Consider the following 16798-nt stretch of genomic DNA (forward strand, 5'->3'; position numbering starts at 1 on the left):
ACAAGTAGTGACTACTCTAGTGGCGTGCAGGCGGGGCCCGTAGCGTCTACTTATGGTTGATATCCAGGACGACGCTGAATGGCGCCAGACGCAGCACCGGATTCACAGGGCGGAAATTGTCTGTGTTCTTGCCCTCGTGGTGCTCACCGTGCTCACTATCCTGGCCGGATACTCCGACTTTGTCCGGTAATGCCGCAGGATATGGACATCGGCCGGCACGGAAAATAGAACTCCGGCAGGTGGAGACCCGCCGGAGTTCAGGTTATGGTGCCGAAAATTCCAGGATTAGTGGGGAAATATGATTATTACCCACGCGATAAGCCCCAATAGGGTGAGTGCGAAATACAACGACCAATTTCTGCGGTCGATTTTGCGGTGGCTACCATGCCAAACCCGTTCCATATCGTTCGCGTCCATAACAGCAATTTAGGGCTTATCACGTTCAGATAACAGCGTGTCCTCCACCTCACTTATGGACCCTGCTACTCCATTTGCCGCTCCGGGTACTCGAGTGGCCGCCTGCTGCCGGGGTGTGTCCGGATAAGACGCCTGTCCGGGCAGCCCGTTCCGCAAAAGACGGTAGTCTGGTTCCGCGCCAGCGGGCCCGTACGGGATCCGCTTCCGGCTGCGACATCAGGCAAGTAGTGGAAGAGGACCGTCAAGTGAAGTTCGTGGTGCAGGGCGATCTGGGCCAGGGTGCGTACCACATTGGCGATGAGGCCATGACCCTGGCCGCAGTGGATGAACTTTCCCGGCGCACCGGGGCTTCTTTTGTGCTGATGTCCCGCGACCCGGATCAGACCGCGGCGCTTTACGGCACGGGATCCATGGCAACCATCGAATCCCCGTGGCCGCCCGCCGAGCGGAGTGCTTACCTGGACCGCGTACGCCGGGCCGCCAGGGGCGACCGGACAGCCCTCCCGGCTACCGATCATGTGTGGGGCGTCATCGAGGAGGTCTCGACCGCGGACGGCGTCCTGATTGCCGGCGGCGGCAACATGAACTCCCTCTATGGCTGGCTGCTCTACGAGCGTGCCGCCGTCGGCATCATTGCCCGGGAACTCGGCAAGCCGCTGGTGGTCAGCGGACAGACCTTCGGGCCCACCCTGCTGCCGCAGGATCGGAAAATACTTCACGAACTCCTCGACGGCGCCGCACTGGTCGCCGCCCGCGAACCCGCATCCTACGCCCTGGGCTTCGAGTTGGGCCTCGGCCCGGACAAGCTGGTCCGCGTCCTGGATGACGGCAGCTTCCTGCGCTCGCAGACGGACCCGGCACCGGCGGGCGCAGACGGCGGCCTGCCGGACCTGCCTGCAGACGGTTACATCGCGGCCACGGTGGGCCCCGACGCATGGCGCGAAGGAACGCGCACGCTGGCGCCGTTCGCGGCAGTCCTGGACCGCGCGGCAGAGCTCACCGGCCTCCCGGTGTATCTGCTGCCCCACATGGGCACGCTCGGATCCTCGGAGAGCGGGGGCGACCACGATTCCCACCGGACCGTGCTGGCGCACTCGCGCTCGGGAAAGCTGACGATGCTGCCGGTGCTGCCGGTCCGCGCGGCGGTGGCCGTCACCGCCGGCGCCCGCCTGGTGGTCACCAACCGTTACCACCCTGCCGTTTTCGGGCTGGCAGCAGGTGTACCAGTCATCTCCCTGGCGAATGATGCCTACTCGGATATCCGTCTTTCCGGTGCTCTTGGAAACTGGGGACTGGGCGATTGGGCGCTGCCGCAGCCAAGCCTTTCCCCTGGCGGAGTGGAGGAGGCCGTTGCGGAGGCCTGGCGTCGGCGCGACGAGATCGGTCAGCACCTTGCACGGCTGCGGCCCGGGTTCGAGCGTTCCCAGGCGAGATGGTGGGATGCAGTGGCCGAGGTCCTGCGCGGCGGCGAACACGGCAGCGAACCTGGCACCCGCTACCCGGGGCTTGACGACGCGCCGGCGCTGAGTGCGGCGGGACCCTGGTCCCGGCAGGCTGCGGAGCAGCGGGCGTTGTTCCGCACTTTGAGCCTGGAAATCGGACGGCAGTGGACGGAATGGGACGATGTGCGTTCCCAACGCGATGTGCTGATCCATGAACGGGATGAAGCACTACGGGAAAAGGACAGAATCCTGCAGTCACGAACTTTCAAAGCAGCAAGAATATTGGGCCGCGGCGCGGACTTTGCGCGCCAGCTGACCGGAAGGAAACACTGATGGCCAACGGCCGTGTAACGGTGGTGGTCCGGACCAAGAACCGCCCCGTCCTGCTCCACCGCGCCCTGGAGGACATCCTGGGCCAGTCCTACCAGGACTTCTCCATCGTGGTGGTCAACGACGGCGGGGATCCGGTTCCGGTCGACGCGCTGGCGGAAGGGTACCGCCACCTCCCGGCGGGGAAACTGACAGTGCTCCACCATGCACAAAGCAAGGGCATGGAAGCAGCCAGCAACGCAGGCATTGCCGCCGCAACGTCGGAGTACGTCGCCGTGCATGACGACGACGACCGGTGGCACCCGGATTTCCTGCTCAAGACCGTCGGGTTGCTGGACGGTAAGCCCGCCGCGCAGGGTGTTGCCGTCAGGACCAATGTTGTGTACGAGGAAGTCCGCGACGGCGGGATTGTGGAGACGGGATCCTTCGCGTACTGGCCCGACCTGCAGGCCATCACGCTGACGGACATGCTCCGGATCAACAGGATCGTCCCCATTTCCTTCCTATACCGCCGCTCCGTGCACGACCACGTCGGGTTCTACAATGAGGAACTCGACGTCGTGGGGGACTGGGAGTTCTACTTGCGGTTCCTGCAGGCCTATCCGATGGAACTGCTCGACGACGAGCCGCTGGCCTTCTGGTGCCAGCGGCCGGCAGCGAGCGGAGACATGGGGAACAGCGTTATTGCCGCCGCCGACGAACATGCGAAGTTCGACAGCCTGGTGCGGGATGCGTTCCTGCGGCGCGAAGCCGGGAAGACGGGAGTGGGGTACCTGCTCTATCTGGCCCAGCTGAGCGGGCAACAGGAGGCGGCCGCTGCTGATGCCCGGGTGCTGGCCGACCGTGTTGTATCCACACTGGAGGACCTCAGCAGGCGCATTTCGGTCCTGGAGGAGACAGTGGTCCGGCGGACCAGCGTCTTCGAGTTTGTCGGCAGGCCGGCCCGCGTTGCAGCACGGCTGTGGAAGTCCCGCCGGAAGGATTAGGCGGCCCCTTCCAGCCGGCGCGTGCCGGCTGGAAGGAACGGAACCGGCTGTTCGCTAGCCTGCGAGGCCGGCGATGCCGATTGCCGCCGTGGCGGCGCCAAGCACCAGTGAGACGGACACCAGGACGACATGGACCGTGAGGAACCTGGTCGCCTTGCCGGCCGAGTCGCGTGCCCTCGGATCCTTCATCACACGCTTGAGGAACTGAGGCCAGACCACCAGGGACCAGACACCGGCAATGATCAGGACCCAGGCCAGGGCAACGGGAAGCTGCACGGTTTAGTGGCTTTCCAGCCAGGCCTGCGCCTGCTGTGACTGGATGTTCAGGGCCTTGCCCACCATGGGCTCCGCAGCATCGGCAATCTTGCCGCCCAGGAACGGAACCGAGGACGTCACATTGCCCTCGAGCTCCACACGGGTGCTGCCGCCGTCGGCCACCAGCCGCTGCACGGCGCTGACGTCCAGCGGGGCACCTGCGATCTTCAGGCTGATGTTGCTCTGCCGGGAGCCGTCAGCGGCAGGGGCTTCCCAGGTCTCAAGCTGGGTGACGGTGAGGCGCTCGCCCACGAATTTGCGGGCAATTTCCGGCAACCGGGTGGTGGGCAGGGTGCGCACCGAGGTGGTGCTGAAAGCGCCGGCAACATCGCCGTCGACCTTGAACGATTCAAGGGTTCCGCCCACCAGTTCACTGGTGTGGCGCTGGAAGTCTTCATTGGCGAACAAAGCCGTTACGCGGTCAACGCTGTGCGGCAGGGTGGTGGAAGCACTCAGTGCCATTGTTCCTCCATGGGGGTTTGGGGGTATGGGGCATCGGTTTTTGCCTCCCACATCCTATGCGGTGGACCCAGCCGACTCCGATTCGGCTTCCGACAGCTTTTGCGCAGCCGCCGTGATGTTGCGTGACATCGCCGGAAAAATGACGCTGTGAAACGGCAGTACGGCGAGCCAGTACAGCTTGCCGCTGAGCCCCTTCGGGAAGAAGATGGCGCGCTGGCGGTACCGGCTGCCCGTGCCCTCCGGTTCCACCGACAGCTCCAGCCACGCACGGCCGGGGGCGCGCATTTCCGCGCGTAGCCGCAGCAGCCGGCCGCGATCAATCCGCTCTGCGCGCCACCAGTCCACCACTTCGCCCTCGGCAAGCAGGTGGGGGTGCCGGCGCCCGCGGAGCAGCCCGGCGCCGCCGGTCAGCTTGTCCAGCCAGCCGCGGACCTGCCATGCCAGCGGCAGGGAGTACCAGCCGTTGCGGCCCCCGATCCCCTCGATGATGGTCCAGACATACTTGGGGTCCACCGGGCTGGAATAGCTTCGCTCGTCGACGTACACCCGGTAGCCGGCCCAGTCCGGGTCGCTCGGCAGGGGATCGGCATCCGCGCCGGCGCTGGCCCAGGTGGTTTCCACCTGGGCGTCGCGTTCCTTGCCCAGGGCGAGGGACACGGCCCGGCGGTAGGGTGTCAGGCCGCCCTCGGGCAGCGGAATGTAATCGTCAATGTCGTGCTCGCGCGCCACTGCGTCGTGCTGGAGCGATTCGACGAGCGGCAGCGACATGGAAAGGGGGATGGGCGTGGTCAGGGCGACCCACATGCCGGCGAGTTTCGGTGCCGGGATGGGCAGGGCAAGCACCACGCGGTAGGGCAGGCCGGCCTCGGCCGCATACTCCTTCATCATTCCGGCGTAGGTGAGGACCTGCCGGCACCCGATGTCGAAAGTGCGGTTAATGTGCCCTTCCAGGGACGCCGCGGCAACGAGATAGTAGAGCACGTCCCTGACGGCGATCGCCTCAATCCGGTTCCGCACCCAGCTCGGCGCGGGCATCAGGGGAAGGGTCTCCGAGAGGTGCCGGATCATCTCGAAGGACGCCGAACCGGATCCGATCACCACTCCCGCCTGGAACACGACTGCGTCCACCGGACTCGCGAGGAAGACCTTGCCCACGGCCTCGCGGGACCGCATGTGGGTTGAGAGTTCGGCGCCTTCCGGGTGCAGGCCGCCGAGGTAGACGATCCTCTCCACCTTGGCGTTTTCCGCCGCCTTCGCGGCGGTCTCCGCCATGGCCTTCTCTTTGGCTTCGAAGCCGGTGCCGGTGGCCATTGAGTGGACCAGGTAATAAAGCACGTCGGCGCCGTCCAGCGCCTCCCGGAGCATGTCGCCGTCGTCGAGGCTGCCCTGGATGACCTCCACCTTGTCGAGCCAGGGAACGCCGGCGATCTTCGCCGGAGTCCGGACCACGACTTTCACTGTGTGTCCGGCCTCAAGGAGACGGGGGACCAGCCGCCCGCCGATATAACCGGTGGCACCGGTGACAAGCACGGTTTTCGGGATGCCGTTCATGTGGATCTCCTTGGAACGAAAGCGGAGTGCGTCGGTGCACAGCCAGCTTAGCAATCCAAGTTTTTCCAAAGGACGCTGACGGATGCTGGGGCCATTCAGTGAACCGGGCGACCACATTGAGGGGGGAGCCGGTACTAACTCGATGGAGGAAAAAGACATGGCTAAACATCGCAAGTCCCGAAAGGGGGTCACCATGCCCCGTTCGAAAGCTTCAGCCACAGCTGTAACTCGCAAAGTCACTGCGGGCGCGCTGGCCCTTTTGATCGGGGCGGGAGTTGTCCCGTCAGTGCTGGCACCAGCGGTCTCCGCGGCCCCGACGGGCCAGGGTTTCACACTCAATGCCGGCGATATGCGTTTCATTCTCAAGCAGATCAAAATCGCCGAAAACAATGCGACCAAAGAGGACGCGCAGGGAAATGATGTTCCCGGCCAGCCGCTCCTGGGTAACGGACCGAACCAGATTGCCAGCCCACTGCTGCCCTATGGTCTCCGCACGGTGGACGGCACGGATAACAACCTGGTGGCCGGCCAAAGCGGCTACGGCTCCGCCAGCCGTGAGTTCCCCCGGTTGTCGGACCCGGAATGGCGCACTTCGTCCGGCGGGCAGAGCTACGAGTCCGTCAACGCTAACGTCACTGACAACGGCCCGCGCTTCGTCAGCAACGTCATTGTGGACCAGACCGCAACCAACCCGGCTGCCGTAGCCGCGGCCGGCCAGGCCCATCGCACGGTTAATGACGGGCCCACGGCTGTGCCTTGCGACGGCAACGGACTCCCGGAGAACTGCGTGCCTGAGGGGGAGACCCTGGACATTCCCAACGTCACCACGGACTTTGGTCTTTCCCCGCCGTACAACGGCATGTTCGCGCTGTTCGGCCAGTTCTTCGACCACGGCGTGGACTTCACTAAGAAGACCAAGAACTACGTCATGATGCCATTGTCGGAAGACGATCCGCTCTACGTCCCGGGCGGACGCACCAACTTCATGCTGCTTAGCCGGGCCGAGAACCAGCCCGGTCCTGACGGCATCCTGGGAACAGCCGATGACGAGCAGAACGGTACCAACACCGACTCGCCGTGGGTGGACCAGAGCCAGACCTACTCCTCGCACTCGTCCCACCAGGTGTTCCTGCGCGAATATACGCTCGACGAAAACGGGGATCCCGTCTCCACCGGCGAACTCATCGAGGGTGAACCGGGCGGTATGGCAACCTGGGCCCACATCAAGGAACAGGCCCGGACGATGCTCGGGCTCGAACTGTCCGACGTTGACGTCGCAGATGTCCCCAAGCTGGCGACGGACCAGTACGGCCGCTTCCTGCGCGGGCCGAACGGACTCCCGCAGTACGAGACCGCAACCGGACGCGTGGAAGGGAACCTGGCCGCCCCGGTGGCACCCCCTGCCAACGTGGAACGGATCGGCATCGCCTTCCTGGACGATATCGGCCACAACGCGGCCCCATTCAACTCCCAGACCGGTGCCCCGCTGCAGCCGGACGATGACGCCGAAGTCAATGACGTCAACCTGCCGCGTCCTGCGGGCCGCTACGACGACGAGATGCTGGACAAGCACTTCATCGCCGGCGACGGCCGCGTCAACGAAAACATCGGCCTGACGGCGATCCACCAGGTGTTCCACTCCGAGCACAACCGCCTGGTGGGCTACATGGAGGAGCTTCTCACGTCACAGAACCTCGACCTCAATGAGTGGAAGCTCCCCAACGGGCAATGGAACGGTGAACGGCTGTTCCAAGCGGCACGCTACGTGACCGAGATGGAATACCAGCACATCGTGTTCGAGGACTTTGCCCGCAAGATCCAGCCGGGGATCAACGGGTTCAATGTCTTCACGCAGTCGGACACCGGCATTGATCCAGCGATCAAGGCGGAGTTTGCCCATGCCACGTACCGGTTCGGCCACTCGATGCTCACCGAAACAGTGGACCGCAAGCTCAACGACGGCACGGACATCGGGATGCCGCTGCTGGACGCGTTCCTCAACCCGCCGGCGTACTACGAAAGCACAGCCGGCACGCTGACTCCGAAGCAGGCCGCTGGCGCCATCGCCATGGGCATGACGGACCAGGTGGGTGCCGAACTCGACGAATTCGTCACCGATACGCTACGGAACAACGTCCTGGGCCTGCCGCTGGACCTTGCCTCGCTGAACCTGGCCCGCGGTCGGGATACGGGCATCCCGTCCCTGAACAACTTCCGCGGACAGCTGTACGCGAGCACCGGCGAGTCCTCGCTGAAGCCGTACACCAGCTGGGTTGATTTTGGCCAGAACCTGAAGCACCCGGAGTCCGTGGTGAACTTCATGGCTGCTTACGGCTCCCACCCGACCATCACAGCCGCAACGTCGATCATTGACAAGCGTGCTGCAGCGCAGCGGCTGTTCGACATGGACACGACGGACGCGTTGACCCCTGCTGACTCTTTTGAGTTCGTCAACAGCGCCGGAGCCTGGGCAACAGACCCCACCGGCCTGGACAACGTGGATCTTTGGGTTGGTGGCCTTGCGGAACGCCAGAACCTTTTCGGCGGACTGCTGGGCTCGACGTTCAACTACATCTTTGAACGCCAGATGACGGACCTCCAGGACGGGGACCGGATGTACTACCTGTCCCGCACGTCAGGGCTGAACCTTCGCACGCAGCTGGAAGGCAACTCGCTGGCGGAGCTCATCATGCGCAATACGGATGCGGAAGCCCTCAAGGCAGATGTTTTCGGCGTGGCTGACTGCGAGTTCGAGCTCAGCCGCATATCGGCAAGCACCGGAAATTCCGTCGCCGACGACCCGGCCTCCGCCTGCGACGAATCCGCGCTGCTCATGAGGATGGCGGACGGCACCATCCGGTACCGCGTCAGCAACACGGTGGACCGTCCGGGCCTCAACGCCCAGTCCACTTTCAACGGCACAGGGCTCGACGACCGGATCTGGGGCGGCATCGACAACGATACGTTCTGGGGTAACAACGGCAACGACATCATCGAAGGCAACGATGGCGCCGATGTCGTCCTTGGCGGCGAAGGCAACGACCGGATTACCGACTCGCACGGTGACGACGTCCTCAAGGGCGGGCCCGGAAATGACGCGATCGACGCCGGCCCCGGCCTGGACATCATCATGTCCGGTGAGGGCCACGACTTCTCCAACGGCGGGCTCAACGGAAACGAGACGTTCGCCGGCGAAGGCAACGACCTGGTCCTCTCCGGCGACGGGCCGGACGCGGTGTTCGGCGGCGGCGGCGATGACTGGCAGGAAGGCGGCAACTCCAACGACCTGCTGCAGGGCGACAGCGGAGCGCCGTTCTTCGACGACATCAACGCTCCGGGCCATGACGTCCTGATCGGCGATTCCGGCGAAGACGATTACGACGCCGAAGGCGGCGACGACGTGATGGTCGCCGGCCCCGGCATCGAACGGAACCACGGAGTTTTTGGTTTCGACTGGGTCACGCACGCACGCTCGGTCGAACCGGCCGATTCCGACATGCGCCAGATCATCGTCGACGGACCCAACGCCCTGAAGGACCGCTTCCTCCTGGTGGAGGCCCTCTCGGGCTGGGACAAGGATGACGTGCTCCGCGGAGACGACGAGGTGCCCTCTGTTCCCAACACCGAGGTCAACGTGGACGGCCTGAGCAATGAACTCGACGCGGCCGGCATTGCGCGGATCAACGGTCTGGCCGACCTGCTGCCTGCAGGTGCCACCACCTTCGGAGCCGGCAACATCATCATCGGCGGCTCCGGGAGCGACCAGATCTGGGGTAACGGCGCCGATGACATCATCGACGGCGATAAGTGGCTCAACGTCCGGCTGAGCGTCCTCGACGGGCCAGACGGCTCCGAGATCAGGACGGTCACCTCGCTGACTGAGCTCCAGGCCGACATCATGGCCGGGACCATCGACCCCGGCAACGTGAGGATCGTCCGGGAAATCCTTTCCAGCCCGGGTGAAGCCGATATCGACACAGCCGTGTTCTCGGGGGCAATGGACGAGTACGACATCACCACCGTCAACGGCGTCACCACTGTGGCACACACAGGCGGCAACGGCGACGACGGCACGGACCGGATAACCAACGTTGAGAGGTTGCGGTTCACTGACCAGACCGTGGACCTGACGGCACCGGTGGAGCCTGTTGTCGAGGCTCCGGCCGCCCCAGTAATCGGTGCAGCCATCGCTGGAAACACGACGGCAACCGTGACCTTCACGGCTCCCGCCGGTGAGTTCCCGGCTGACTCGTTCAGCGTCCTGGTCCGCACCGGCACCACCGTGGTTCGCACGATCGAAGGTGTTCCTGCAAACGACACCAGCCTCCTGGTGGTGGGCCTGACCAACGGTACGGCCTACAACTTCCAGGTCCGTGCGGTCAACGCCGGAGGCGAGAGCCCACTGTCGGCCGCATCCAACGAAGTGACGCCAGCGGCGCCGGTGGTTGTTCCTCCGGTATTTGTTCCGCCGGCAGTCTCTCCGTTTGCCGATGTGTCCACCACCCAGCTGTACTACCTGGAGATGGCATGGCTGGCAGAGCAGGGCATTTCCACCGGCTGGACGGAGGCCAACGGCACGGTGACCTACCGGCCGTTGCAGTCCATCAGCCGTGACGCCATGGCGGCTTTCCTCTACAGGATGGCCGGCTCGCCGGAGTTCACTGCCCCGGCTGTGTCGCCGTTCGCGGATGTGTCCACGGGCCAGCAGTTCTACAAGGAAATGGCGTGGCTGGCGGACCAGGGCATTTCCACCGGCTGGACGGAGGCCAACGGCACGGTGACCTACCGGCCGTTGCAGTCCATCAGCCGTGACGCCATGGCGGCTTTCCTCTACCGGGCGGCCGGCTCGCCGGAGTTCACTGCCCCGGCTGTGTCGCCGTTCGCGGATGTGTCCACGGGCCAGCAGTTCTACAAGGAGATGGCGTGGCTGGCAGATCAGGGCATTTCCACCGGCTGGACGGAGGCCAACGGCACGGTGACCTACCGGCCGCTGCAGCCGATCAACCGCGACGCCATGGCAGCCTTCCTCTACCGGATGAGCAACCCGACTGCAGGCTAAAGGCCCCGACTGAGCAGTAATCAAAGGCAGGCTCCGGAACATCCGGGGCCTGCCTTTGTCTGTAAATCTTCACTCCTAGACCATTCTGCGTAGTACTCGCTCAGGTGTAACTCCAGTCACTCCGATTACTTGGCCCGGATTGATCAGTACTCCAGCATGCGACAGCCGGAATACCCGGGGCCCGCAGGGGTGTACCTGTCTTTTTCCTTCACTAAAAGACAGGTATTTGGATCGCTTGGAAGGGCCTCTTCCACCGTGTCACGGTGGTTTGGAAGGCCGGACCAGCAGCATCGCACCGCTGCCGGGTCCTGGCGGAAGACTCAGAAAAGCGTTTACTTGGGGAAAATGGAGAACATCGTGGGGACAACTCCTGAATTATCAAAGTCAATATCCGTCCGATTGTTCGGGGTGTTTGAAGTCCGGCGCAATGGGGCGATGCTTGCCGCAGCCGACATGGGCGGATGCAAACCGCGGCACATTCTGGAAATCCTGCTGCTGAATTTGGGCAGCCCTGTATCCAAGAGCCGGATCATAGAAATTCTGTGGGGCTCCAGCGCCGGCGGCGGAACAACTGCGACGCTGGAGAGCTACGTGTGCGGCATCCGGCGGGCGATCCAGCCGGGGAACACCAGGAACGGCCCGCTCCGGACCGCCAACGGCGGCTATGTCCTGGACCCGGCGCTGGTGGACCTGGACCTGTGGACATTCCGACGGCTGGTGCGGGATGCCGGCCAGGCAGCTCCCCGGGACGCCTATGCCCTCCTGACGGAGGCTCTGCGGCTATCCGCCGATCCGCTCCTCGGTTCGGAACTGGCCTCCGACTGGGCCGACGAAGCCCGAACCCGGCTCAGCGCAGAAAGAGTGGCCGCCTTGGTCCGGGCCGCGGAAACAGCGGTCCTGCTCAACAGGCCTTCGGAAGCCGTCCCCTGGGCGGAGTCCGCGGTGGCGTCCGAGCCACTCAACGAACGGGCCTGGACCGTGCTGGTGACAGCCTACGAACTGTCGGGGCTCCCGGCCGAGGGCCTGTCTGCCTATGCGCGGTGCCGCAGGATATTGGACCGGGACCTCGGCTGCGCGCCGGGTCCGGCCCTGCAGGCCGCGCACCTGCGGCTATTGCGCCAGCGGGCCGAGGCGGATGTGGAGCTGTCAGAAGCCCTGGCTGCCCTGCTGTACCTGGGTGAGTCAATGAAGGGAACCCGCCACGGGCAGGGGGCCGGCGCTGATCCCGTGTCCACCCGCGAGAATGCCGGCCGCATTCTCGATTCTTTCCTGCAGCGCGCCCGGGCCGCGGTCTGACGCCGGTCCGCACAACCAGTCGCACGCAGGCTCCGCGGTCGCGGTAGGCTGGGAAGACCCGGGATTCTCGCGAATTTCGGGTTTTCGTGTTGCCTGCTTTCCCGTGATCATTTCAGGAGCTTCTGCCATGAGCCTCACCGGCCCGTCACTCACAGGCCTTCGCCGCGCGCTCGCCGGAGACACAACGTTTGCCCGCGTGCAGGCTGAAGCGTCCCGGAGTTTTGGAACCCGCAGCGAGGATTATCAGATCAGCGCGCCTGCCGGGCTTCGTGCGGCGCTGCTGGCGGAGATGTCCGACGGCCTCACGGCGCTGCACGCCGGCGCCGGCGCGTCGCCCGAGGCAGGCAACAACGACGGCGGGGCACCCCTGGTGCTGGCCGTCACCGCCACCGGCCGCGAAGCGGAGGACCTCACCGCGGCGCTGCGGGCATTCCTGCCGGCCGGTTCCGTGGCCGAATTCCCCAGTTGGGAGACACTCCCGCACGAACGGTTGTCCCCGCGTTCGGACACTGTTGGCCGCCGCCTGTCCGTGCTCCGCCGGCTGGCCCACCCGGGGACGGCCTCCGGAGGGCCGCTCCGCGTGGTGGTGGCGCCTGTCCGCGCCGTGGTCCAGCCGATCGTGGCGGGCCTGGGCGATCTCAAGCCCGTCACGCTGAAGGTGGGCCAGGACGCCCCGTTTACCGACGTGGTGCGCAGCCTCTCCGACGCCGCCTACGCCCGTGTGGACATGGTGACGCACCGCGGCGAGTTCGCGGTCCGCGGCGGCATCCTGGACGTGTTCCCGCCCACCGAGGACCACCCCATCCGGGTGGAGTTCTTCGGTGACGAGGTGGACCAGATGCGCTGGTTTGCCGTGGCGGACCAGCGTTCCCTCTCGTCTCCGGGCCTGCACCACCCCACCGAACTGCATGCCCCGCCGTGCCGCGAGATCCTGATCACCCCCTCCGTGATGTCCAGGGCCGCCACGCTCAAAACCCAGCTGCCCGCCGCTGCCGACATGCTCGAAAAGATCGCCGGCGGCATCGCGGTGGAAGGCATGGAGTCCCTGGCGCCCGTGCTGGTGGACGCCATGGTTCCCTTTGTGGAACAACTTCCTGGCGGTTCCATCTCGGTGGTGATCGAGCCGGAAAAGGTCCGCACCCGCGCCCACGACCTCGCAGCCACGAACGAGGAATTCCTCGAGGCCGCGTGGTCCACTGCCTCGGACGGCGGCACGGCGCCTCTTGACCTGAGCTCCGCTGCCTCAGCCGCCCTCCACTCCGCCAGCTTCCGCTCCCTGACGGAGACGCGCACTTCGGCCCTCGGCCAGGAGGTCTCGTGGTGGTCCATCACCTCGCTGGCCACCGACGAAGAGCTGACGCCGGACATCAACGTGCTCAACCTGCACGCCCGGGAGCCCCGCGGCTACCAGGGCGACGTGGCGGAAATGATGGAGTTCATCGGTTCGCACGTGCGGGACCAGTGGCGCATTGTGGTGGCCACGGAGGGCCCCGGCCCGGCCCAGCGCCTGGCCGAGCTGTTCCATGACGCGGACATTCCCTGTGCCCGGGTTGACTCGCTGGACAACGAGCCCCAGCCCGGCATCATCGAGGTGACCACTGCCGCCGTCGGACGCGGTTTTGTCCTGGACGGGCTGAAACTGGGCCTGCTGACGGAAGCGGACCTGCTGGGACGCACGTCCGCGGGTTCCACGAAGGACATGCGGCGCATGCCCTCCAAGCGGCGGAACGCCGTGGACCCGTTGCAGCTGGTGGCGGGCGACCACGTAGTCCACGAGCAGCACGGCATCGGCCGCTTCGTGGAGCTGATCCAGCGCAAAGTGGCGGGAGGCGGAGATGGCGTCCGCGAGTACCTCGTCCTGGAATACGCCCCGTCCAAGCGCGGCGCTCCCGGCGACAGGCTCTTTGTGCCCACGGACCAGCTGGACCAGGTCACCCGCTACGTTGGCGGCGACACTCCTGCGCTCAGCAAGATGGGCGGCTCGGACTGGGCCAGCACCAAGTCCAAGGCGCGCAAGGCAGTCAAGGAGATCGCCGGCGAACTCATCCGGCTGTATTCGGCCCGGATGGCCTCCAAGGGCTTCGCCTTCGGCCCCGACACGCCGTGGCAGCGCGAGCTGGAAGAGGCGTTCCCCTACGTGGAAACCCCGGACCAGCTGACCACCATCAACGAGGTCAAGGCGGACATGGAACGCGAGATCCCCATGGACCGGCTGGTGTCCGGCGACGTGGGCTACGGCAAGACCGAAATCGCCGTCCGCGCCGCCTTCAAGGCCGTCCAGGATGGCAAGCAGGTTGCCGTGCTGGTGCCCACCACCCTGCTGGCCCAGCAGCACTACGAGACGTTCACGGAACGGTTCTCCGGGTTCCCGCTGCGGGTGAAGCCGCTGTCCCGCTTCCAGGCATCAAAGGAGGCCAAGGAGACCGCGGAAGGCGTCAAGAACGGTTCCGTTGATGTGGTGATCGGCACGCACCGGCTCCTCTCCAAGGACTTTGCGTTCAAGGACCTGGGCCTGGTGATCGTGGACGAGGAACAGCGCTTCGGCGTGGAACACAAGGAAGCGCTGAAGAAAATGCGCACCAACGTGGACGTCCTGGCCATGAGCGCCACACCGATCCCGCGCACCCTGGAGATGTCGCTGACCGGCATCCGTGAAACGTCCACCCTGGCCACCCCGCCGGAAGAGCGCCACCCGGTGCTGACCTATGTGGGACCGTACACGGACAAGCAGACGTCCGCCGCCATCCGGCGCGAACTGATGCGCGAGGGCCAGGTGTTCTTCGTGCACAACCGGGTGTCATCCATCGAACGGACCGCCGCCAAGATCCGTGAACTGGTCCCCGAGGCCCGGGTGGAGGTGGCCCACGGCCAGATGTCCGAGAGCCGCCTCGAGCAGATCATCGTGGACTTCTGGGAGAAGCGCTTCGACGTGCTGGTGTGCACCACCATCATCGAAACCGGCCTGGACATCTCCAACGCCAACACCTTGATCGTGGACGGTGCGGACAAGTACGGCCTCTCCCAGCTGCACCAGCTGCGCGGACGCGTGGGCCGCGGCCGCGAGCGCGCTTACGCGTACTTCCTGTACCCCTCCGAGAAGCCGCTGGGCGAGGTGGCGCTGGAACGGCTCAAAGCTGTGGCAGCGCATAACGAGCTTGGCGCCGGCATGCAGCTGGCCATGAAGGACCTCGAAATCCGCGGCGCGGGCAATCTGCTGGGCGGCGAACAGTCCGGCCACATCCAGGGCGTGGGCTTCGACCTCTACATCCGCCTGGTGGGCGAAGCCGTGGCGGACTTCCGCGGCGAGGCCGAAGAGAAGGCCGCGGAAATGAAAATCGAGCTCCCGGTGAACGCCCACCTGCCGCACGGTTACGTGCCGGGGGAACGGCTGCGCCTCGAGGCCTATAGAAAGCTGGCCTCCGCGCTCACGAACGAAGCCATCGACGAGGTCCTGGCCGAACTGGTGGACCGCTATGGCGAACCGCCGCTGCCCGCCCAGAACCTGATCGCCGTCGCTCGTTTCAGGGTGGGAGCCCGCGAAGCCGGGCTGTCCGACGTCGCCCTGCAGGGAAATTTCATCAAGTTCTCCCCGGCGCAGCTGCCCGAATCGAAGACCATGCGGCTTGCCCGGATGTACCCGGGGTCGCAGTCCAAGCCCGCCCTGGACGCGGTGCTCATCCCCAAGCCCAAGACGGCCCGGATCGGCGGCCGCGACCTCCAGGACGCCGAGATCCTGGAGTGGGCCAACGGCGTCATCCGGAACATCTTCTCCGACGCCCCGCTCACAGTCGGTTAGCCGCATGATGGGAGGACACCACGCCGCGTCGGGAGCCGCGGCGTGGGTAGCTATCGCCTCTACGGGGCCATACACCTTGGGCTGGTACCCGCTGGACGCCACCGGCATCCTGATCGGCGGCATGGCGACGGCGGGAACCGCGCTGGTGTGCGACTGGGACCACCGCCACAGCACCGTGGCCAATTCACTGCCGCCGCTGTCCAACGTGATTGCCGTGGGGATCGAAAATGCCAGCGGCGGGCACCGGCAGGGGACGCACTCGGTGCTCGGGGCCGCCTTCTTCGTGCTGCTGGCCACCATTGCCGGGCAGCTACAGCTGCACACTGACTGGGGCCTGCTGTCAGTGGGTGCCGGCCTGCTGTGCATGTTCATGATCAATATCGCCGCCAAGGCCCTGAAGTTCTTCCCCAAGTCAGGCTTCATCAGTAACTGGCTCTTCGCCCTGACCATGGCCGGACTGGTCACCTGGTTCGCGCCGGACCAATGGACCTGGCTTCCCGTTTCGATGCTGACCGGGGTGGTGGTGCACATCGTCGGCGACATGATCACCACCGGGGGAGTGCCCCTGCTCTGGCCGATCGTGATCAAGCCGCCCCGGTTCCTGCGGAAGCTCCCGGTGCTCAACGACGTGTGGAAGGCGAACGGCGCGTTCTCCATCCCGCTCCTGGGACGGGCCGGCTCCCGGCGCGAATGGCTTGTGCTGATTCCCGTCAGCGCCTACGCCATGGTGGGGATGTGCGTGGCGGCCTGGGCGCTGGCCAAGGCCCATTTCCCGGCAGCCCTTGCGCTGGGAAGCGCCCTGATCAACAGCCTGTTCGGCGCGGCCGGTTAAACAGCTGTGGCCCCCGGAATCCGGGGGCCACAGCTGTCTAACGTGGAAGTCTTAGTTCTCGCCGGCCGAATCCGAGCGGCCCAGGAGGGTCTGCGGGATCCAGAACGCTGCGGCGAAGAGGACCAGGCAGACGGCCATCGGCCACGGGTTGCCCAGCGTCAGGAAGGACAGCGAGTAGATGGAGCCGAGGAACAGGGCCATCATGACCACGAAAACGGCGATGCTTCCGGCAAGGCTGTTCTCGTTCTGAGGGGTCTTGGGGCTATCAACGGTCTTGGACATTCATTCCTCCTCGGCCCCGCAGGGCTCAAA

General features: G+C 65.4%; 11 protein-coding genes. 7 read left to right on the top strand and 4 right to left on the bottom strand.

What is annotated here, in order from left to right:
- Positions 1-52 precede the first annotated feature (52 nt).
- From ACSQ12_RS06445 to ACSQ12_RS06455, 3 genes are all read left to right on the top strand, one after another.
- Positions 53-190: a hypothetical protein gene (locus ACSQ12_RS06445; protein ID WP_436064777.1), complete on the top strand. Its 138-nt coding sequence runs from the start codon at positions 53-55 to the stop codon at positions 188-190.
- Positions 191-662: 472 nt separating this feature from the next.
- Entirely contained in the window at positions 663-2192 is a 1530-nt protein-coding gene (locus ACSQ12_RS06450; RefSeq protein WP_436064778.1) for a polysaccharide pyruvyl transferase family protein, read from the top strand.
- Positions 2192-3175, top strand: coding sequence for a glycosyltransferase family 2 protein (locus ACSQ12_RS06455; protein ID WP_436064779.1), 984 nt, complete (start codon positions 2192-2194; stop codon positions 3173-3175). The genes ACSQ12_RS06450 and ACSQ12_RS06455 overlap by 1 nt, the downstream gene beginning before the upstream one ends.
- Positions 3176-3229: 54 nt before the next feature.
- Here the strand turns inward: ACSQ12_RS06455 and ACSQ12_RS06460 are convergent, their stop codons facing one another.
- Genes ACSQ12_RS06460 through ACSQ12_RS06470 form a run of 3 tightly spaced genes read right to left on the bottom strand, consistent with a single transcriptional unit; the run spans position 3230 to position 5503 of the window.
- Positions 3230-3451, bottom strand: coding sequence for an SCO4848 family membrane protein (locus tag ACSQ12_RS06460; protein ID WP_436064780.1), 222 nt, complete (start codon positions 3449-3451; stop codon positions 3230-3232).
- Between the two features lie 3 nt (positions 3452-3454).
- Complete coding sequence (locus ACSQ12_RS06465; RefSeq protein ID WP_436064781.1) at positions 3455-3952, bottom strand: DUF2505 domain-containing protein; 498 nt, start codon at positions 3950-3952, stop codon at positions 3455-3457.
- Between the two features lie 54 nt (positions 3953-4006).
- Positions 4007-5503: an SDR family oxidoreductase gene (locus ACSQ12_RS06470; protein ID WP_436064782.1), complete on the bottom strand. Its 1497-nt coding sequence runs from the start codon at positions 5501-5503 to the stop codon at positions 4007-4009.
- Between the two features lie 157 nt (positions 5504-5660).
- Here ACSQ12_RS06470 and ACSQ12_RS06475 point away from each other — a divergent pair, with 157 nt between their 5' ends.
- From ACSQ12_RS06475 to ACSQ12_RS06490, 4 genes are all read left to right on the top strand, one after another.
- On the top strand, positions 5661-10562 hold the full coding sequence (locus ACSQ12_RS06475; RefSeq protein WP_436064783.1) for a peroxidase family protein: 4902 nt from the start codon (positions 5661-5663) through the stop codon (positions 10560-10562).
- Between the two features lie 435 nt (positions 10563-10997).
- A complete protein-coding gene (locus ACSQ12_RS06480; protein WP_436064784.1) occupies positions 10998-11858 on the top strand; it encodes an AfsR/SARP family transcriptional regulator in 861 nt (286 codons plus the stop codon).
- 127 nt (positions 11859-11985) lie between these two features.
- On the top strand, positions 11986-15654 hold the full coding sequence (gene mfd / locus ACSQ12_RS06485; protein WP_436064785.1) for a transcription-repair coupling factor: 3669 nt from the start codon (positions 11986-11988) through the stop codon (positions 15652-15654).
- Positions 15655-15658: 4 nt separating this feature from the next.
- Positions 15659-16486, top strand: a complete 828-nt coding sequence (locus tag ACSQ12_RS06490) for a metal-dependent hydrolase (RefSeq protein ID WP_436064786.1) — start codon at positions 15659-15661, stop codon at positions 16484-16486.
- Positions 16487-16537: 51 nt separating this feature from the next.
- Here ACSQ12_RS06490 and ACSQ12_RS06495 read toward each other — a convergent pair whose 3' ends face one another.
- Positions 16538-16768 (bottom strand): hypothetical protein, encoded by a 231-nt coding sequence (locus ACSQ12_RS06495; protein WP_209746460.1) that lies wholly within the window; start codon positions 16766-16768, stop codon positions 16538-16540.
- Positions 16769-16798 lie beyond the last annotated feature (30 nt).

Origin of the sequence: Arthrobacter sp. LjRoot14 (genome assembly GCF_964253905.1) — a bacterium.
Taxonomy (GTDB): domain Bacteria; phylum Actinomycetota; class Actinomycetes; order Actinomycetales; family Micrococcaceae; genus Arthrobacter.